Source organism: Oliverpabstia sp., from assembly GCF_022785585.1.
GTDB classification, from domain to species: domain Bacteria; phylum Bacillota; class Clostridia; order Lachnospirales; family Lachnospiraceae; genus Oliverpabstia; species Oliverpabstia intestinalis.
The window spans coordinates 1-21001 of the sequence record NZ_JALFPR010000042.1; the positions used below are offsets into that span (position 1 = coordinate 1).

Annotated in this window: 15 protein-coding genes; 4 read left to right on the forward strand and 11 right to left on the reverse strand. The window is 47.1% G+C overall.

The window, feature by feature from the left end; genetic code table 11:
- Positions 1-1196, reverse strand: a 1196-nt coding sequence (locus tag MSA64_RS02325) for an AI-2E family transporter (RefSeq protein ID WP_287890366.1), incomplete at its 3' end; no start/stop codon positions are given.
- 372 nt (positions 1197-1568) lie between these two features.
- Between MSA64_RS02325 and MSA64_RS02330 the strand changes: the two genes are divergently transcribed.
- On the forward strand, positions 1569-2966 hold the full coding sequence (locus tag MSA64_RS02330) for an MATE family efflux transporter (protein ID WP_277663826.1): 1398 nt from the start codon (positions 1569-1571) through the stop codon (positions 2964-2966).
- 125 nt (positions 2967-3091) lie between these two features.
- On the opposite strand, the gene MSA64_RS02335 is transcribed toward MSA64_RS02330, so the two are convergent.
- From MSA64_RS02335 to MSA64_RS02355, 5 genes are all read right to left on the reverse strand, one after another.
- A complete protein-coding gene (locus tag MSA64_RS02335) occupies positions 3092-3862 on the reverse strand; it encodes a TatD family hydrolase (RefSeq protein ID WP_277663827.1) in 771 nt (256 codons plus the stop codon).
- A gap of 15 nt (positions 3863-3877) precedes the next feature.
- Positions 3878-5830, reverse strand: a complete 1953-nt coding sequence (gene metG, locus MSA64_RS02340) for a methionine--tRNA ligase (RefSeq protein ID WP_277663828.1) — start codon at positions 5828-5830, stop codon at positions 3878-3880.
- 437 nt (positions 5831-6267) lie between these two features.
- Entirely contained in the window at positions 6268-6984 is a 717-nt protein-coding gene (locus MSA64_RS02345; protein WP_287890367.1) for a phosphatase, read from the reverse strand.
- A 353-nt stretch (positions 6985-7337) separates the two neighbouring features.
- On the reverse strand, positions 7338-9869 hold the full coding sequence (locus MSA64_RS02350; RefSeq protein ID WP_287890368.1) for a YfhO family protein: 2532 nt from the start codon (positions 9867-9869) through the stop codon (positions 7338-7340).
- On the reverse strand, positions 9856-10791 hold the full coding sequence (locus MSA64_RS02355) for a glycosyltransferase family 2 protein (RefSeq protein WP_154431124.1): 936 nt from the start codon (positions 10789-10791) through the stop codon (positions 9856-9858). The genes MSA64_RS02350 and MSA64_RS02355 overlap by 14 nt, the downstream gene beginning before the upstream one ends.
- A 294-nt stretch (positions 10792-11085) precedes the next feature.
- Here MSA64_RS02355 and MSA64_RS02360 point away from each other — a divergent pair, with 294 nt between their 5' ends.
- Complete coding sequence (locus tag MSA64_RS02360; protein ID WP_287890370.1) at positions 11086-11799, forward strand: response regulator transcription factor; 714 nt, start codon at positions 11086-11088, stop codon at positions 11797-11799.
- Complete coding sequence (locus MSA64_RS02365) at positions 11792-13195, forward strand: sensor histidine kinase (RefSeq protein WP_287890372.1); 1404 nt, start codon at positions 11792-11794, stop codon at positions 13193-13195. The genes MSA64_RS02360 and MSA64_RS02365 overlap by 8 nt, the downstream gene beginning before the upstream one ends.
- Before the next feature lie 111 nt (positions 13196-13306).
- On the opposite strand, the gene MSA64_RS02370 is transcribed toward MSA64_RS02365, so the two are convergent.
- From MSA64_RS02370 to MSA64_RS02385, 4 genes are all read right to left on the reverse strand, one after another.
- Complete coding sequence (locus MSA64_RS02370) at positions 13307-14590, reverse strand: dicarboxylate/amino acid:cation symporter (RefSeq protein ID WP_227749761.1); 1284 nt, start codon at positions 14588-14590, stop codon at positions 13307-13309.
- Complete coding sequence (gene rfbD, locus MSA64_RS02375) at positions 14590-15435, reverse strand: dTDP-4-dehydrorhamnose reductase (protein WP_287890375.1); 846 nt, start codon at positions 15433-15435, stop codon at positions 14590-14592. The genes MSA64_RS02370 and rfbD overlap by 1 nt, the downstream gene beginning before the upstream one ends.
- 391 nt (positions 15436-15826) lie before the next feature.
- A complete protein-coding gene (gnpA, locus tag MSA64_RS02380) occupies positions 15827-17992 on the reverse strand; it encodes a 1,3-beta-galactosyl-N-acetylhexosamine phosphorylase (RefSeq protein ID WP_287890377.1) in 2166 nt (721 codons plus the stop codon).
- A 688-nt stretch (positions 17993-18680) separates the two neighbouring features.
- Positions 18681-18887, reverse strand: coding sequence for a hypothetical protein (locus tag MSA64_RS02385; protein ID WP_287890380.1), 207 nt, complete (start codon positions 18885-18887; stop codon positions 18681-18683).
- Here MSA64_RS02385 and MSA64_RS02390 point away from each other — a divergent pair.
- Positions 18816-19490 (forward strand): helix-turn-helix domain-containing protein, encoded by a 675-nt coding sequence (locus MSA64_RS02390; protein WP_227338809.1) that lies wholly within the window; start codon positions 18816-18818, stop codon positions 19488-19490. The two genes, MSA64_RS02385 and MSA64_RS02390, sit on opposite strands and share 72 nt — an antisense overlap.
- Positions 19491-19659: 169 nt before the next feature.
- Here MSA64_RS02390 and MSA64_RS02395 read toward each other — a convergent pair whose 3' ends face one another.
- Positions 19660-20832, reverse strand: a complete 1173-nt coding sequence (locus MSA64_RS02395; protein ID WP_106493447.1) for an NAD(P)-dependent malic enzyme — start codon at positions 20830-20832, stop codon at positions 19660-19662.
- Positions 20833-21001: the final 169 nt, after the last annotated feature.

The following is a 21001-nucleotide window of genomic DNA, read 5'->3' on the forward strand; positions in this document are numbered from 1 at the left end:
TCTGTACTGGCAGTTTCTTTTTCTGTATATTCCTCTATATCTGTCGCTGTCACCTGTTTAATATGTCGTTTTTTCAGGCGCTGATACACAACTTTCCGAAAAATAGTATAGACCACTGACAGCAACGGAATAAAAACAAGCATACCTACAATCCCCATAAGATTTCCACCGATCGTAACTGCTGCCAGCACCCAGATTGACGGAAGCCCTACAGATTCGCCGACAACATGAGGATAAATCAGATTTCCCTCAATCTGCTGCAGCACCAGAAATACTATTATGAATATAATTGCCTGCTTCGGGCTTACCATAAAGATTAAAAAACTTCCTACGGCACACCCGATAAAAGCACCAAAAATAGGAATCAATGCTGTAAATGCAATCAGAACTCCGATCAAAAGTGCATACGGCATTCTCAAAATGCTCAGCGTAACAACAAACATACAGCCGAGAATCACAGCTTCCAGACACTGGCCTGTAAGAAAGTTTGCGAATGTCCGATACGTCAGAGAACAGACTTTAAGAAATGCATCTGCTTTTTGTTTTGGAAGAAAAGCAAAAAGTACTTTTCTGATCTGTACATGCAGCTTTTCTTTCTGAAAAAGGACATAGCAGGCAAAGGAAAAAGCAATGAAAAAGGTTGCCAGTCCGCTGACTACGGATCCCACCGCTGACACTGTTGTATTCATCATGTTTCCCGCACCATTTCCAAGCAGACTTATTCCCCACCTGATTGCCTGATCCGGTTTAAACTGCACCTGATCTACCAGCTTCATAATTTCCCGGTTATCATGAAAAAAATCGCGGATCCAGATTTTAATCTGCGGAATAAAATCTGTGATATTTATCATCAAACTTCCCATTGTCTTCGTAAGCTGAGGAATCACGCCAATCATCACCAGTGCGATCACGCCAACCACCAATACGATCGTGAGAAGCAGGCTGACCGGTCTTGCCAGTTTTCTCGCTGCCTTATTTTCTTTTTTTATATTTTCAAAAATTTTCTTTTCCAAAAAACTCATTGGCACGTTGATCACAAATACAATCGCTCCACCAAGTATAAACGGAAATATAATCTGCCCTATTGTTTTCAGCACATCAAGTACTACATCAAACTTCCACAGGGCAACAACAAGAAGTGCTGTAAACACAATAAGTTCCCGTATTTTTTTTATAGATAAATCACCCAAATCCATTATCTTTCTCCTCTTTTGTCTTATATGTACTCCCGGAATTTTTCCGGATAGTTACAAAAAATCACATAAAAAAACTCTTATTGCATATCAAATACTGCAATAAAAGTCTCACCATTTTCCTGAAGTACCGGATGGCTCCACCGTACTGACGACACTACAAACGCAGATTTCCAAACATAGGTTACTCCTTTTAATTAGGTTTGATTGTACAATAATCCCTGTCTCCTTGTCAATATTCATTTTTTTGAATATATACCAAAAAACGTTTGGTCTTCCACCTTATAACGAGTTATACTATGAGTATGAAGAGAGCCAGTTTTACCCAATACCGGTATCTGCCAAAATTTTACATCAAAAAGGAGTATAGCACTTATGACCATCAAAGAACTTTTCGCGCCGTCCGATATGACGGTAGGAAAACCCTGGGAGAAGATTGTAATTTTTACGATCCCCATGCTGATCGGCAATATCGCTCAGCAGCTTTACAACACCGTAGACAGTATTGTCATCGGAAAATACGTGGGCGACAACGCCCTGGCGGCAGTAGGAAGCGCCAGCCCGATTCTGAACCTGCTTCTGGTACTTTTTGTAGGAATCTCCGTAGGTGCCGGCGTTATGGTATCTCAGTATTTTGGTGCAAGACAACGGGAAGAGCTGTCCATGACGATCGGTAACTGCGTCACACTGACCGCAATTTCTTCCCTGATCATTATGTTTCTGGGAGCCGTTCTCTCGCGGCCGCTTCTGGAACTTCTGAACACGCCCGACTCGATCATTGACTGGTGCACCTCGTATCTGGTCATTCTGATGGTGGGATGTATAGGATGTGCATATTATAATATTTTATGTGGTATCCTGCGTGGACTCGGCGATTCTATCTCGGCACTGATCTACCTTCTGGTGGCAACTGTCCTGAATATCATTCTGGATATCGTCTTCGTTTCCCGCTTTCAGATGGGTGTCGCCGGTGTCGCCTATGCAACCGTCATCGCACAGGCAGTATCCGCTATCCTCTGTTTCTGGAAACTGCTGCGGATGACAGATATCTTTGATTTCAAATTCCGCCATCTGAAGATGAAAAAGAAATATACATTGGAGATCATCCGGCTGGGACTCCCCTCCGGCATCACCCAGGCCATCTTTTCCATGGCCATGGTTATCGTACAGTCTCTGACGAACAGTTTCGGCGAGATGGTCATCGCAGCCAATGTCATCATCATGCGTGTGGATGGTTTTGCGATGATGCCGAACTTCTCTTTCGGAACTGCCATGACGACCTACGCCGGACAGAATGTGGGCGCACATCGCATGGACCGTGTGGAGCAGGGAGCCCGTCAGGGAACCGCCATTGCACTGGGAACCTCCGCGGTGATCACTCTTCTGATCCTGGTCTTCGGCAAAAACCTGATGGCAATCTTTACCGATACTTCGGAACTGGTAACTCTCAGTGCCAACATGATGAAGATACTCGCCGTTGGCTACCTTGCCATGGCCATCACCCAGTCCCTCTCCGGCGTCATGCGTGGAGCAGGTGATACCATGACCCCCATGTGGATCTCCATGATCACCACCGTTGTGATCCGTGTGCCTCTGGCTTACGGTCTTGCTTTCCTCACCAGAACCCCGGAACTTCCAAACGGAAGATATCAGGTGCTCTGGATCTCTCTGCTGGTATGCTGGTGTATGGGTGCGCTGCTGACATTCCTCTTCTACAAAAAAGGAAACTGGAAGAAAAAAGCACTGACAGCCGATGGTAATTCCGATCAGTAACCGAATCTGCAGCTGCCATATAAAACAACAAAAACGGATACCGAAATAATTTTAACCATTCGCTATCCGTTTTTGCTGCATTGCATATCAATAATTGATCCGGTGGATCAATTTCGATTTTCTCTTTATTTCACTTTTGAAAAGACCCGGAAACTGTTCTTCCAGGTGATCTCTTCTACCTCTTCCCGGGATACTCCCTTGATCTCGGCAATTTTTTCCACTACATACGGAATATTCAGCGAAGAATTTCGCTTCCCGCGGTTCGGAACCGGTGCAAGGTACGGGCTGTCCGTCTCTAAGAGCAGAGATTCCAGTGGAGCATATTCAACCACTTCCACCAGCTTCCTTGCATTCTTAAAGGTCAGTACACCACCGATGCCGAGGGAAAGCCCCATATCCAGGTATTCCCGTGCCATCTCTTTTCCGTATGAAAAGCAGTGCACCACACCGCCGATATCCCCGGCATGAAGCCGTTTCATGGTATCCAGCGTATCTTTTGCCGCATCACGGCTGTGGATGATAAACGGGAGTTTCTCTTCCCGTGCTACCTCCAGCTGCCGCTCGAACCAGCAGATCTGTTTTTCGTGGTTTTCTTTATCCCAGTAATAGTCCAGACCGATCTCGCCTACAGCCACCGTCTTTTCCATCTGGCAGATCTGATGCATCCGTCGAATCTTCTCTTCGTCCAGTGCTCCCACATCATCCGGATGGACACCCACCGCACCATAGATATATGGGTATCGTTCCATCAGATCCAGAGTACGGTTCCAGCCTTCTACTTCCGCGCATACATTGATCACTCTGCCGATGCCCTGCGCAGGCAGGGCATCCAGCAGTTCTTTTCTGTCTTCGTCAAAAGCCTCATCATCATAATGTGCATGACTTTCAAATATCATGTCGATTCACACTTTCTAGCAGATCTCTGCGCCTGCAGGCATCTTCTTTTCCGGAACCATCAAAGAGAGGTTTCCGTCCGCATCTTCTGCACATAACAGCATACCTTCAGAAAGTACGCCTGCCAGTTTTGCAGGTTTCAGGTTCACCAGAACCATGACTTTCTTTCCTACCATCTCTTCTGCGGTATAGTGTCCTTTGATACCGGATACGATCTGTTTTACCTGACTGCCGATCTTCACCTGAGAGCACAGCAGTTTTCTTGATTTTTTCACTTCTTCGCAGGCGATGATCTCACCAACCTGGAACTGCATTTTCCCGAAATCATCGAAGGTGATCTCTTCTTTTGCATCGATATCAACCACCGGCTCTTCCGGTACTTCCGGTTTTGCCTGTGCAGCTTTCATGGCTTCTACTTTTTCCAGAATTTCTTTCAGATCCAGACGCTGGAACAGGATCTCCGGTTTGTCTGTTACTTTATTTCCTGACGGATACAGACCGAACTGATCCAGTTCTTCGTAAGATCTCTTTTCTCCGTTTAACTGAGCCAGGATCTTTTCTGTGGTTTCCGGCATGAAGGATTCCAGCAGAGAAGCACCGATGGTGATACTTTCTACCAGGTTGTACAGAACTTCTGCCAGACGGTCTTTCTTCTCTTCGTCTTTTGCCAGTGCCCACGGCATGGTCTCGTCAATGTATTTGTTGCAGCGTTTGAACAGGTTGAAGATCTCTGTGATAGAATCCGCCACACGCAGGTCTTCCATCTTGGCAGCTACCTTTGCCTTGGTTCCTGTTACGACTGCTTTCAGATCAGCGTCTACGTCTTCTTCCACACCTGTTTTTGTTACCACACCACCAAAATATTTGTTGGACATGGAGATGGTACGGTTTACCAGGTTACCCAGGGTGTTGGCCAGATCAGAGTTCAGTCTCTCTACCATCAGCTCCCAGGTGATCACACCGTCGTTTTCAAACGGCATCTCATGCAGAACGAAATAACGGACAGCATCTACACCGAAGAAGTCTACCAGATCATCGGCATAGATCACATTTCCTTTGGACTTACTCATCTTGCCATCGCCCTGTAACAGCCACGGATGACCAAATACCTGTTTTGGCAGAGGCAGATCCAGAGCCATCAGGAAGATCGGCCAGTAAATCGTATGGAAACGGATGATATCTTTACCGATCAGATGCAGGTCTGCCGGCCAGTTTTTGTTGAACAGTTCGGAGCTGTTGCCGTCGCAGTCATAGCCGATACCGGTGATGTAGTTGGTCAGCGCATCCAGCCATACGTAAGTTACATGTTTCGGATCAAAGTCTACCGGTATACCCCAGCTGAAGGAAGTACGGGATACACACAGATCCTGCAGTCCCGGAAGCAGGAAGTTGTTCATCATCTCGTTCTTTCTGGATACCGGCTGAATGAACTTCGGATGTTCGTTAATATATTTGATCAGGCGCGGAGCGTATTTACTCATTTTAAAGAAATACGCTTCTTCTTTTGCCGGTGTACACGGACGTCCGCAGTCCGGACATTTTCCGTCTACCAGCTGAGACTCCGTGAAGAAGGATTCGCACGGGGTACAGTACATTCCTTCGTAATGTCCTTTGTAGATATCTCCCTGATCGTAGAGTTTTTTGAAAATCTTCTGCACCTGTTTTTCATGGTCTGCATCTGTGGTACGGATAAATTTGTCATAAGATGTATTCATCAGATCCCAGATTCTCTTGATCTCTGTGGATACGTTGTCTACATATTCCTTCGGTGTGATGCCTGCTTCTTCGGCTTTCAGCTCGATCTTCTGACCGTGCTCATCCGTACCGGTCTGGAAGAATACATCGTATCCCTGCTGTCTTTTGAAGCGAGCGATACTGTCTGCCAGTACGATCTCGTAGGTATTACCGATATGGGGTTTGCCGGATGTGTAGGCAATCGCCGTTGTCATATAAAATTTTTCTTTTGCCATGTTTGGTTCCTCCTTGCTCACGCATACTATGAGAAACACGCTCCGCGAGTTTCTCAAGTTACCGCGGCAGTCGCCAAGGTCTCGTGCAAGCACGGACTTTGGCTCGTTGCTCGCGTAAAAAAACCGCCTTCTTACTGTTTGTAAGAAGACGGATATGATACCGTGTTACCACTTCTCTTCGTCTCTTTCTCACGAAAGAAACCTTGCCAAGTACTGCTATACTCTGCCGCTATAACAGGCGGATCCTGTCGCAGCCTAACCTTCCGGCTCGGTGCGCCTCTCAGAAGCCATCTTCCATTCACCTTGTCACTTCCCTCTCAGCCTCCGGGAATTCTCTGTAATGACAGTCGTGCATGTACTCTCTTCGTCACGGTGTTTTTGTTTATGACTATAGTTTATCGTAGCACATACGTTTGTATTTGTAAAGTCTGTAAATTTTACTTCTTCAGATATTTTTTCACTTCTTCTGCTGATCGGTTCAGCACCAGTTCTTCCGGAAAGTCCAGTTTTGTCAGCAGTTCTCTTGCCATATCGAATTCCCCGATCAGTGTATCAAAGTGGGCATCGCTGTCCATCACGACCGGTACCTGATATTTTTTGCAGTAGTTTAACATGATCGTATCGTTCTCTACCGCATGGATACGGCTGCAGCCGGGATCCATGGAATGGTTATTCAGTTCCAGGATCTTTCCGTATTCTTTTGCTCCCTGTACCAATGCCTCGTAGTCCACTTCATATCTTCCGTCATCCGGATGACCAATGATATTGACGCATGGATTCTTCATGGCGTTCAGATACGCTTCCGTGTTCTCCTGACAGCTTCCCGGTTCCATGCACGGGGTATGCAGGCTGGCGATGATGATATCCAGCTTTTCCATAGTCTTCTGCGGAAGATCTACGGTTCCTTTCGCATCCAGAATATTGACCTCAGACCCCAGCACCAGTTCGACGCCATACAGTTCTCTCGGTACGATCCGCAGATTGTCAAAATAAAACAGATGACAGGTTCCCGGCATCTTCGGTGCATGTTCCGTGATTCCCAACAGCTCCAGCCCTTTATCGGAGGCTGCTTTTGCCATCTCTCTTAACGTGGAGTACGCGTGTCCGCTGACGATTGTATGAGTGTGTAAGTCCAGGACCGAATTGTATTTCATAATGATAATTCCTCTTTTCTCTGTTTGTTGCCACATAATTATAATGATGTTAAGATATCGGATTGTTCCGTACTTCGTACTCTCACAATCCTCAAAAACATTCGCAATCCGCTCATTTTTCTTCGAAAAATGGCTACTTACTCATGTTTTTGGCGGGCCCCAAGTTCAGAAATCTTCCTGCAAGCAAGCTTGCGTCAGATTTCAGACCTTTTGACCCTGATATCTTATCATGTTCCGGTCTTTTCTACAACCTGTCATACACACACATTGTCCACATTTACCAACATTTATACCTGATTTTTTCCACATTTTACAGAACTTTATTCACACCAGAGGCATATTCTGCGACTTCTTCATCTGTCTCTTTCTCTGCTTTTTTTGCATTTCCCCGTCAGAAAACACATCACTCCCCACAAAAAGACCCCCAGCAGGCTGATCCATTTTCCCGTGGAAAGTCCCGGGGCGTGGTAGGTGATCGTCACCCAGTGTCCCCCGCTTACCATCCGGCAGCCCAGAAACGCCGTATTGACTTTCTCCGTCACGACCTCTCTCCCGTCCACTTTGATCTCCAGATGACTGTCGTACGGGATCGCTGTGACCAGATAGCCGTCCTGCTCCATCTCGATACTGCCACTGATCTGGTTTCCCTTTGTTGCGTTCCGATCCGGTGTGAATGTGGACCGGTATAGAGAAGCATCTTCCAGTACCGTCGTATCACTGACATAGCTTTTCAGGTTACAGATCCGATAAGTTCCCGCACCGAACGTCACTTTTATCTTTTCCTGATCTGCGGAAAGTTTCATCACATAAGTAAATGTCGTGTTGTCATTATAATACAGATGACTTTTTGCCGTCAGCTTATTTCTGATCCCGTTGATCACGATGCTCACATCCCGGTTCGGATGTCCATTTTCCACATCAAATTGCAGATACAGGATTCTCTCTTTTCCCGATGTATCTTCGTCAAGAGAAAATGTGGCTTTCTGCTCTTTTTTTGTCTTGATTTTCCAGGAATCGTCTTCCTTTGTCACTCCCTGCTTCGCCGTAAACGTTACGTTTGTTTCCTGTATACCCTTCGTCTTTTCAACCCCTGTATCGGCGATCTTTTCATTTCCTGTTACCGCATACTGCATCAGCATGGTCTGATTATACGGGAATTTCATGGCCTGATACGTTTTTTCCGCGATCACCTGATTCGTTCCGTAGATCACCGGCGCAGCCGCCTCCTGTACCTCCGTCGTGAAGTTCTCCCCGTCTTCACTCCGTCCGATCACATATTTGACTCCCATAAACTTCTGAAACAGCGGATTGGCCGAGGCGGACTGCATCAGTCCGTTTCGAAACGGCTGTTCCACCTGAAAGACATTGTTCCGAAACTTCTGATACGCTGTGTTATAGGCGGAAGAGTATACCGAAGTCGTCCACTGGCGCATATCCCAGATCCGGTTTACGTTGTCTTTTCGCTTCTTTGCAACTCCGCTTTGCTCCGTCCGGTACAGGCCGGTTTCTCCGTCCAGCGCATCACGCACGGCATCCTGCCAGGCACTGTCTGTGATCTCCTGATAATCTTCTTTCTGCACCAGATTGCCTGCCTTTCCGTTCACCACATGATTGATCAGCACCAGGCATACCAGCGCCGGAACCAGAAGCAGGAACGGGCGTTTCCACTTCTGAAAGATCAGAAAGAAGAAAAACAGTGCTGCGCTTTCGAACAGGATCAGCTGATAATTCTGCGCCCTCGATCCGTCCCCCTGCAGATAAAGTGCCAGCAGACTGACACCCACCGTACCGCCAAATATGAACGTTCCTTTCCATCTGCCTATTTCCCCGTTTTTCATACGGTTCAAAAACACTGCCGTAAGATAACAGAAAAATGGAAGAAACGGGATCAGTGATTTGTACCGCACATACAGCATCCCGTTAAATCCCCAGGCAAATACAGGAACCGTCAGAAGTGCCACGCAGACCACCGATACCACCCGCTCCCGGATCGATCCACACACGATCCCGCCAAGCAAAACCGCCACCAGAATAACCGTCAGCCCCACGCTGTAAGTGCCGTACAGTGAACTGTCCAGCTGCAGATTCGGCATCAGCAGTTCTTTCAGATTCTGACTTTGGGAACTTCCGCTTCGCTGCAGGATCGCATATGCCGTAGGAATCAGCAGTACACCGGCTGAAAGTACCGCCACGATCATCGGAACCGGGAATCCGAACAGTTTTCTCTTTCGGATCCCTTTGGGATAACCGTACCAACCATATAAAAATATCGCTGCCATTCCCGCGATGCTGAAATAAAAACTGGTCAGAATCATCAGAAACACACCCAGGGTATACAGACCTGGTTTTCCTTTTTCCCAGTACCGATCCACCCCCAGAAACGTCATCAGTAAGAATGGCATATACTGCACAAACATGATCTGATGACAGGACTGATAGATCATCGGTCCCGCCAGTAAAAACAGGACTGCCACGCCCTGCGCAATCTCTGTGGAAAATCCCCGTTTTTTCAGCCACCCGTACAGCAGGCAGACCGAAACCGCCAGACAGATCACACAAGCAGCCATCAGATAATCGCTCATTTTCATAAACGGAAGCAGATAAGCGATCAGCACGATCGGATTATACAGCCCATAATAGGAAAAATTGTAAATATTCTGCCCGCCGCCGATGTTCGCCGCGTATTCCGGAAAAAATTGTCCTGTCTGATAAAACTGCTGCCGGAAATACTCCGGGAACACGCTGTGCTGGCTGATCCAGTCCATATTTGCCCCGAAGACACCGTATCTTCCGGCAAAAAACCAGCACGCTGCCACAGTCAGAACAGCCAGTACAGCGTAAGACACCAGTCCGCAAATTTTCTCTTTTGCATTACTCTTTTTCATAACTGGAACTCCTTACGATATAGATCGGACGATGTTTGGATTCCAGATAGGTTTTCGAGAGATACTCTCCCATGATCCCCATGCAGAGCAGCTGGATGCCTCCCATAAACAGGATCACGCAGACCATCGAAGGCCAGCCCGCCACCGGATCGCCCCAGATCAGTGTCCGGATCACCAGAAACAATATCATTAAAAACGATACCCCGCAGAATACAACACCAAGCACTGCCGCCACCGATAAAGGAGCCACAGAAAAACCGGTGATCCCTTCCAGAGAATACTTAAACAGCTGGCGCAGAGACCATTTCGTCTCTCCCGCGCTGCGCTCTACATTTTCATATTCCAGCCATTCGGTTTTGAAGCCAACCCAGCTGAAGATTCCTTTCGAAAACCGGTTATACTCACTCATCTGCAACACGGCATCTACCATTTTCCGGCACATGATCCGATAGTCTCTCGCTCCGTACACCAGCTGTGTTTTTGAGATTTTGTTGATAAATTTATAGAAGTTTTCCGATAAAAACGAGCGGATCACCGGCTCCCCGGTTCGGTCGGAGCGTCTGGTAGCGACGCTGTCACAGGTTCCGTTTTTGACCATCTCATACATCTTCGGCAAAAGTTCCGGCGGATCCTGCAGATCCACATCCATCACCACCACATAATCTCCCTTTGCCTTACAGAGTCCCGCGTAGATGGCCGCTTCTTTTCCGAAATTTCTCGAAAAAGAAAGGTACTGGCAGCGCGCATCCTTCTCTGACAGTTTCTTCATCTCCGAAAGTGTCGCATCCTGTGATCCGTCATCCACAAAGATCAGTTCACAGTCCGCATCTATCGCATCCATCACCGGACACATATGTTCATAATAGATTGGTATGGTCTCTTCTTCGTTCCAACAGGGAACAATCACTGATATCAGGTTCATACTCTCACTCCTCTTTCCGTTTCAGAACGTATACTTATCCATTTTATTCCTTCAATTCAGCATTGTACCCCCTGTTTCTTAAAATTAACGAAAGATAAATCCTAAGATTTCTAAAGATTTTTTTACAATCTGTAAAATTCCTGTATAATGAGGAGCAGAAAGTTACCGGGCAACATCCGGTACCATGCAATTGCAAATGCAGAGTCTGGACTATCTATTTATGCCAAAACACCTCGCGGGATAGTGGCTACTGAATAGTTACCAGATGTTTTACGAAAAAGCGGAGGAAAACACATGGAGCAGCAAACCACACAGGTTCTTGTCGTAGACGACAACCCGGAAATTCGTGATATCATACATGTTTTACTGGAAGGGGAAGGTATCCGGGTGACAGAGGCTGCCGATGGCAGTTCAGCCCTTCATTTTCTGGAAAAAGACAGTTTTGATCTGATTATTCTCGATATCATGATGCCGGGGTTAAACGGGTACGAAACCTGCCAGAAGATCCGGCAGCTGACCAACGTACCGATCCTGTTTTTAAGCGCCAGGACTTCCGACAGCGATAAACTTATGGGCTTTTCCAGTGGCGGGGACGATTACCTTGCAAAACCCTTTTCCTATACGGAACTTCTCGGACGCACCAGAGCGCTGATTCGCCGTTACCGCATTTATCAGGGAAAATCCCCGACTGCCAGACAGTCAGCATCCAATCTGTTGACCTGCGGCGATCTGTGCCTGGATCCCCGGTCGGAAAAAGTAACTCTGAAGGGTCAGCCGGTAACTCTCACCTCCACCGAGTACCAGATCCTGAAGCTACTGCTTTCCAACCGCAGACAGATTTTCTCTCCACAGCGGCTCTATGAAGCAATCTGGGAGGAACCTTACTATTACGGCGCCGGCAACACGATTACCGTCCATATCCGGAATCTGCGTCAGAAGATCGAACCGGATCCATCGAATCCGGTTTACATAAAAACCACATGGGGAAGGGGGTATCACTGTGATTAAGATCCGACATATCCGAACCAAACTGCTGTTGCTCCTTTTTGCCTCCGCACTGCTCTGCCTCGGTCTTTTTCATACCCTGTGGGCAAACAAATGGTACGTCCTTCACCTGGTCACAGAAACAAATCTTCCCATATCCCTCCCCATTCCGCAACTGGATGAAAATTTCTGGACCATGCTCGGAACAGAAGCTTTAAACTACGATATTCCCGCTTCCGAAGCAGATACCGAAGCCGTAAAAAAACTACAGCCATTGTTTGATCAGCTGGATGATTACACCGGTCTCGCTATCTACGGTATGGAAGACGGTATCTACCGCGCCGGCCAATATCCACGCTGTATGGATAAAGAACAGTTTCAGTCCTTCTTTGATATCGGATATCGTCTGACTGACGGGGTGATGGAGCAACAATATGAACGAAATACAAAGTTTAAAAATGGCTACGCAACCGTGATTGTCAACTTTTATCACAGTTCCGTATTTATCTTTCCTTACTTCCTGTTCTCTTTGTTTGTGTCGGTCGGTCTGTTCCTTCTGATCCTGCTGTTTTTTATCAACCGGAAAATGAAGCAGGTTGTGCTTTTAAAGCAGGAGATTCTTCGCATGTCCGCCGGTGATCTCTCCACTCCGCTTGTATCTTCCGGTGTCGACGAGATCGGTGTTCTCTCCCGGGAACTTGACCATCTCCGTCTCACCCTCGATCAGAATATCCGTCAGGAACAGGAAGCACACCAGTCCAACCGGGAACTGATCGCCGCCCTCTCCCACGATCTGCGCACACCGCTGACCGTTCTCCACGGGTATCTGGACATCCTGCAATTAAACCGCAATCCCGCCATGCAGAGTACTTATGTCGACCGCTGCCTGCAAAAAACCGATGATATCCGCAGGCTCACCGACCGGATGTTTGAATATGCGCTGGTGTACGACGCGTCCGAACCGGAACAGATCCGGATGATCTCTTTTTCGCTTTCCCGGCTTCTCGAACTTTTTCGGGAACAGATGGATTTTCTGGAACTTGCCGGGTTTCACACGGAGCTGCATTTTCCGGATGCTGGCACTTCCGACATTGCTTCGCCGGATGCACTTACGATCCGGGTTGATACGGAACTTTGCAAGCGGATCCTGAATAATCTGTTTTCCAATATTCTGAAATATGGCAGCAAACAGGAAACAGTCACGCTTTCCATGCAGCTTCCGCCGGAAATCAACAAAGATGCTGCGCTGTGTCTTGCCTTAAAAAATACTGTGAAACCGGAACATTCCGCAGTAGAAAGCAACCGCATCGGTCTCAAGAGCAGTACGCGGAATATGGAGCGGATGGGTGGAAAGCTTGTAGTTTTCCAGACAGATACGCTCTTCGAGGTAACGCTATCCTTCCCGGTCACCGCTCCGTAATCTCTGGCATCAGACACCTTTCATTCTTGATAAATTTTCACCTAAAAAAAGCACGAAACCATCGGATTTTCTGATTCCGACAGCTTCGTGCCTTTCTTTTTTGTTTTATTCTTAATCTCTGTTAAATACTTCTCTGTTCAGGCTGCCTTCCTGATGGCATACGATCGTTGTACATACAGCATCACCGGTGATGTTGACTGCGGTACGGATCATATCCAGGATACGGTCGATACCCATGATCAGGGCGATACCTTCGGTCGGAAGTCCTACGGAATTCAGTACCATCGCCAGAGTCACCAGACCAACGCTTGGCACACCGGCTGTACCGATAGATGCCAGAGTGGCAGTTACGACTACGGTTGCAAGGTTACCCATAGTAAGGGGAATGCCGTAGGCCTGAGCGATAAATACTACTGCCACGCCCTGCATGATGGATGTTCCGTCCATGTTAATGGTGGCACCCAGAGGGATAGTAAAAGAAGATATCTGCTTGGATACACCCATTTTCTTACTCAGTGTGTCGATGGACATAGGGATCGTCGCATTGGATGTTGCTGTGGAGAATGCAAATCCCATAACCGGCAGAAATTTCTTGATAAACTTGAATGGATTCAGTCTGGTGAAAACAAACAAAAGGATCTGATATACCACCAGACACTGGATCGCCAGAGCCAGAGTTACATTGCCCATATATTTTAACATCGGAGCAAATGCGGAGAAACCAACCGTTGCAAAGGTACGCGCGATCAGACAGAACACGCCGATCGGTGCGACCTTCATGATCGCCATGGTCATCTCCATCATCACATCGTTAAACTGGCTGAAGAAGTTTGCTACAACCGAACCTCTGGTTCCCAGTTTTGCCAGCATGATACCGACAAACAGGGCAAATACGATGATCGGCAGCATATCGCCGTTCGCCATGGACTGTACCGGGTTTTTCGGGATGATATTTAACAGAGTATCCACCAGGCTGGTGGCTTCTGTAGTGGAAGATACGGTTCCTTTCTGAACAGCATCCATATCAAGACCCCGGCCCGGATTGATCAGCAGAGCACTTCCCAGGGCCACGCATACAGCCAGGGCTGTGGTTACCAGATAGAATCCGATGGTTTTTACACCAACTTTTCCAAGAGTCTTGGTATCTCCGATGGCCATACTTCCGCAGATCAGAGAGCAGAATACCAGAGGTACAACCAGCATCTGCATCAAACGGATGAATCCCTGTCCAACCACATAGAGAACCCCTTCTACGATGACGGTATCTTTGATATAACTGGAAGGAATCCAGTAATGGATCACAACTCCAAACAGAGCTCCGATCAGCAGTGCGATGAAGATCTGCGTAGACAGACCAATTTTCTTCTTTGTTTTTTCTGCAGTATTTTTTGCCATTATTCCAGCCCTCCTGTCTCATCCAGATATTCTTTCAGGGCTGCCTTCCAGTCTTTCGGCTCTTCGATGCCGGTCAGACGAAGCATCATGTTGTCCAGAACGGAGTATGTCGGGCGCGCAGAATCCTCGATCACAACCGGATACAGATCCAGTTCTCCGGCTTTTCCGGAATACTCAAGAATCGTTCTTGCAAATTCATATCTGCTGCAGCTTCCCTGGCAGACCACATGGTACAGACCATACTCTTCATTATCAATAAAATAACGGATCACCTTCGCCAGTTCTTTCGCGCTGGTCGGCGCCGCATACTGGTTGTTCGGCACTTCCATCGTCTTTCCCTGTCCCACATTGCGAAGCACTTCATCCACAAAATCTCTTCCGATTCCATAGATCCAGGAGCTTCGGATGATCACAAACCGGTTTAACAGCTGGGTTAAAATCTTTTCTCCCGCTTCTTTTGATTTTCCATAGATCGTTCTCGGATGCACATTGTCAAATTCATTATACGGAACCCGCGATTCCTTATCAAAGACATCATCAGTAGAAATCTGTATCACTTTCGCATTGACCTCATTGGCAGCCAGTGCCACATTTCTCACACCGATCGCATTGACACGATACGCTTCATCTACATTGTTTTCACATTCCTGTACATCGGTCAGGCCTGCGCAGTTGATCACAACATCCGGACGGTTGACATGTACAAACTGTGTAACCTCATCAATCTTTGTGATATCCACTTCCTCGATATCCGTCGGCAGCAACTGGTATTCCACGCCTTCAAGCAGATCGAGCAGTGCGGTTCCGATATGTCCCTCCGCACCGGTAATCCATATTTTCTTCATCTTGTTCCTCCCATTACTTTTCCGGGGTTTCCCTGAGAGATCTGAACATCTATAACTGCACGCACATGATTGTTGCAGATATTCAGACTGGTTGACAGTTTCCTGTTTCTTACGCTTCTTCATTGTGGTTTTCTTACAATCTCATCACGTAATCATTCTTGCCACAAAATCGCCTTTGCATACCATCCCCTCCGCAGAAGCTGTCACTGTCAGCTCCCTTCGTATACAATATCACTAAAAAGGTCCACCGGACCTTTTGTCGTATGCTTGGCAACGAAAATAGCGGCTTGACTCCCGGCAAGCCGCTAAACATACTTTATTTTACCTGTATTCTGTCAGAAAGTCAATATTTTACATTTTAGTTTCTGTTTGCATTAGTTTCTATTTACTCTCAGATTTCCTTCCAGATAATCTCATTTGCTTCCATATGCAGATTAAAACTTGTTCCATCACCTTTGTAAACAACCGTATCCTGCGGTTCATAAGTATTGTTTACGATACAGTATTTACCATTCTTTACATAGGCATGTACTTCTACGTTGTAATTGCTGCTGAACCAGCGATGCAGGTTTTCTTCATCGTGTGCAGCCCACAGGATCGCACGGTACAGCACACGGCTGTTTTCAAAGCTGTATGGCAGACCGCTGATATAGACGCCTCTTCCTTCTCCAAAAGAGTTGACTGCCATCTGCACTTCTTTATCGATCTGGCGGATGATCGTAGTATCCGGCAGAGCATACATGTTTTTCTTTCCTTCTCCGAAGTCCACATCTCCCTTGCAGTCCTCAGTGATAAAGTGGGTATGCTCTTCCCAGTTGTATTTGTCTTTGTTCAGGTCAAATCCATTTTCGCGTTCCACTCCAAGAACACTTCTTAACTGAATATATTTGCCTTCCCACTGATGACCGGTCGGCTCACCGATTCCGATAAATCCGCCGCCGTTGTATACAAATTCATTGATCGCAGAAACAATCGTCTCATCCGTCCAGTTGTCCCCACCGGTATATGCGGTATCACCGTCGCCCACATTCAGGATGACGTCGATATCTTTGAGCATATCCGGGTTCTTGCGGATATCATCAAAAGTGATAAACCGTACATCAAACGGTGCACCGCTCAACGCTTCCATGATGCCCGCATAAGAATAGTTCTGTTTATGGTAAATCGCATGATGTACCATATGATTACCCCACGCACGCATCTTACCCCAGCAGTTTAATACGGCTACGGTTTTTACACAGTACGGTGTGGTTCCTTTGATATTTTCATACAGGGTACGGAATTCCTTGCAGACACTTTCCACATAATCGATAAATTCCGGGAACTGTACCGCCAGTTTCAGGTATCCGCCATAACCGATACGGTCGATCGGTTTTCTTAAGATCGCACGACGCGCGGTTACCCAGTTGACTTTTGCTTCTTTTACCGGATCTCCACCCTCATGGAAGGTATCCGGGAAGAAATACGGAAGGAAACGTCCCTCGGTATATTTGACACCAGGAATATCACTGATCAGACGAAGCGTCGCTCCATTTCCCACGGAACCTACCACAGCATCCAGACCTACGGACTTAAACTCATCCATAAACGGCTCCATGCCGATCCAGTGATCGCCGAGGAACATCATAGCTTCTTTTCCATACTCATGCACGATATCCACAAACTCTTTTGCAAGCTTCGTAACTTCTCTTCTCTGGAATGCGGTAAAATCCATGAATTCCTTGGACGGAATCCGGTACATGTTATTCATGTAACCCTGGTCAATGATAAATTCCGGACGGAACTTATAACCTACTTCCTGTTCAAACTGTTCCAGAATATACGGACTTACCGATGCAGAATAACCATACCAGTCTACATATTTTTCTCTCGCCAGCTCATCAAAGATCAGTGTAAACTGATGGAAAAATGTAGTAAAACGAACCACGTCCACATACGGATGACTCTCCAGGAATTTTCTCAGACGTTTCTTGGAGTATTCTTTTGTCTTCGGCTGACGGACATCAAATGTGATCTGTTTTTCCACACCCTGCCAGTCATTAGTCACCGCATTATACATATGAACCGGATCCCACATAATATAAGCCAGAAAACTTACCGTATAATCATGAAAAGCCTTCGCCGGTTTGATGGTCACATCACCGGTCTCCTCACTGTAACTCCACTCTGTCACCGGAACCACTTTTCCTGTCGTACGGTCAATAACTTCCCACCATCTTGTAATATCATCACGGGAATTCACCTTCAGCATATCCGGATACAGATGCTCCATCAGATGAATCGACAGTTCTCCCTTCGTTGCCGTATGGAAAGATGTCATAATATACATCTGCTGAATCTCATCCGGATTCGCTTTCGCCCATACATTATCTTTTCTGGTTGTATAATATGTTGCGTATACCTTCGCATCCACCTTCTTCAGTTCTTCCGGGTAATCCGTTCCGTCACAGTCACGGATCGCATCCGCCCCCCACCGTTTCACCAGCTCCAGTGTCTCCGGTACGACATCCACATCAGTCGGAATCGTTACTCTGCCCGTTGTACACTCTTTACCCATAACACACACCTCTCCCTTTCTTTATTATCACTCTCGGAACCTTACCAATTCCGCTTATATCCAATCCCAAATCATAAATCACCAGAAACAACTGCCGACAATGACCTTTTCCCCTATCTGTCTCTCACTGCCGGCAGTCCTATTCCAGTCTGCATCAGACAGGCGGCTGTTTCCCGTCCGCTGCACTAAATTCATTATATCCAATCCCCACCATTCTTTCTATGCTACTTTTGTTCCAAACATTAGATATCTTGCGGTATACGCGATTCTTTGCTATACTGACATATATAAATGGAAAAATTTCATCCACTGTTTTCCCCAGATGAAATTATACTTCATTTTCATACCAGTGTTGTCCACCCGACAGTAATGTTGCAGCATAACCGCTGTCAGAAATTGAGCACCTGCTTCTGGAGACAGACAGCCTTTTGCTGGTGTCCTTAGCAAAGATGAAATCCGGCACCTACCTACGGAACCTGCCTCTGGCAGCTTCCTTCGGATGCAATGCAACGCAGACTTTCGCGAGGGTCAGCCGACCCTCGTGAACATAGTCGGAGTTGGTGACTAGTTCATATTTGCGTTACCAGCGGTTGTCTGTCCCCAGAAGCAGGTGCTCAATTTCGTCCGTCTATCAACTAACCTACAAGGAGGCTTTCACATGTCCACCCTATCCTATTCCTTAACAGACTTATCCCCCGAACACCAGCCGCCCCACCAACACCTCCGCTACGTAACCTCCTCCTCCTTCGGCTCCGACTGGAACGGCGTCCTCCACTCCCACGACTGTACCGAACTCTTCTACGTAACCGACGGCGAAGGATGGCTGTGCACCGATGAAACCCAGATCCCTCTGCGAAAAAACAACCTCGTCATCGTCAACCCCAAAGTCCACCACACCGAGCGCTCCTCACCAGAAAAGAAAATGCACTATATTGTGCTGGGAATCGATAACCTACAGTTTCGCTTCCACGAAGGAGAAACCTTCTCCCCCTTCCAGATCTTCCAGCTCTCCTCCCACCGGGAAATGATCCTCTCACTCCTGCACACGATCCTGGAAGAACTACAAAAAAAACAGACTTCCTATGAGGAAGTCTGCCAGCATTATCTGTCCATTCTGCTTCTGCAGCTCCACCGGATCACCGGAAAAGAATTCTCCTTTGCGCCGCCAACCGATATCCCCTATGAATGTCAGCGCGCCAAAGCCTACATCGAAGAACACTTCCACGAACCGGTAACACTCGAGCGGATCGCAGCCATCGTCCACTGGGATAAATTCTATCTCTCCCATCAGTTTTCTGCTGCCTTCTCCGTCTCACCGATCAACTACCTGCTACAACTGCGGATCACCCACAGCAAACGATTGTTGTGTGACACCGACTACTCCATCACACAGATCGCCGAGTCCAGCGGATTTTCTTCGCAGAACTATTTTACACAGGCATTCAAAAAACTGGTAGGTGTCTCTCCAAGAGCCTATCGTCAGAAGCACCAGAAATAAATAGTCAAAATCGATCCACAGATCAATTTTTGTTATCTATTGCAGTAAAAAATCAGATGCCGTTACAGTATTTCTGTAGCCTGCATCTGATTTTCTGTTTTTCTATCACTTTCCCGCCTGAGCAACTATACACACAGCCACTCCATCACCACAGCAGCTTCTGAATTTCTTAGATTCTTGCAACTCCCGTATCTCTTGCAGCCTTCGCAACTGCCTCGGCAACCGCCTTTGCCACCCGTTTGTCAAATGGATTGGGAATGATATACTCTGCATTTCTCTCCTCATCCGTGATAATATTTGCGATCGCATATGCAGCGGCTACCTTCATCTCATCGTTGATATCGCTCGCTCTCACATCCAGTGCGCCACGGAAGATACCCGGGAATGCCAGTACATTATTGATCTGGTTCGGGAAGTCACTTCTTCCGGTTCCGATCACAGCTGCACCTGCAGCCTTTGCCTCTTCCGGCATAATCTCCGGTGTCGGGTTTGCCATCGGGAAAAGAATCGGATTCGGAGCCATTGTGCGAACCATTTCCTGTGTCACCGTTCCCGGTGCGGATACACCGATAAATACGTCTGCCCCCTTGATCACATCTGCCAGACTTCCTTTTTCCATGTTCCTGTTGGAGATCTCAGCCATCTCTTCTTTTTCTTTGTTCAGTCCTTCACGGCCTTTGTAGATCGCACCCTTCCGGTCACACATGATCACATTTTTCAGGCCCATACTGATCAGCAGTTTGATGATCGCGATACCGGCTGCACCTGCTCCGGAAGTTACTACTTTGATCTCATCAATCTTCTTTCCGACTACTTTCAGCGCATTGAGCATAGCTGCCATTGTTACCACTGCGGTTCCGTGCTGGTCATCATGAAAGATCGGAATATCACAACACTCTTTTAACTTGCGTTCGATCTCAAAACAACGCGGTGCGGAGATATCTTCCAGATTAACTCCACCGAAACTTCCTGCCAGCAGGCTGACAGTCTTTACGATCTCGTCCACATCTTTGGTGCGCACACACAACGGAAATGCATCCACATCGCCAAATGCCTTGAACAGACAGCATTTTCCTTCCATAACCGGCATACCTGCCTCCGGTCCGATATCACCCAGTCCCAGTACGGCACTTCCGTCTGTAACGACCGCTACCATGTTGTGACGACGGGTATATTTATAAGAAAGATCCACATCCTCTGATATTTTGATGCAGGGTTCCGCAACACCCGGTGTATAGCAGACAGCCAGATCTTCCGGAGTATCCAGTTTTGCACGACTAATCACTTCGATTTTTCCAGCCCATTTTTCGTGTTCCTGTAAAGCGAATTCTTTGTTATCCATGTTTCTCCTCCTGCATATATTGTTATTTCGTAACTATTCAGTAGCCACTGTCCCGCGAGGTGTTTTGACATGAATATGTCAAAATCCCGAGACATACAAGCCAAAATGCCATCACCGAAGGTGATTTACGCGAGCAACGAGTCAAAGTCCGTGCTTGCACGGAACCTTG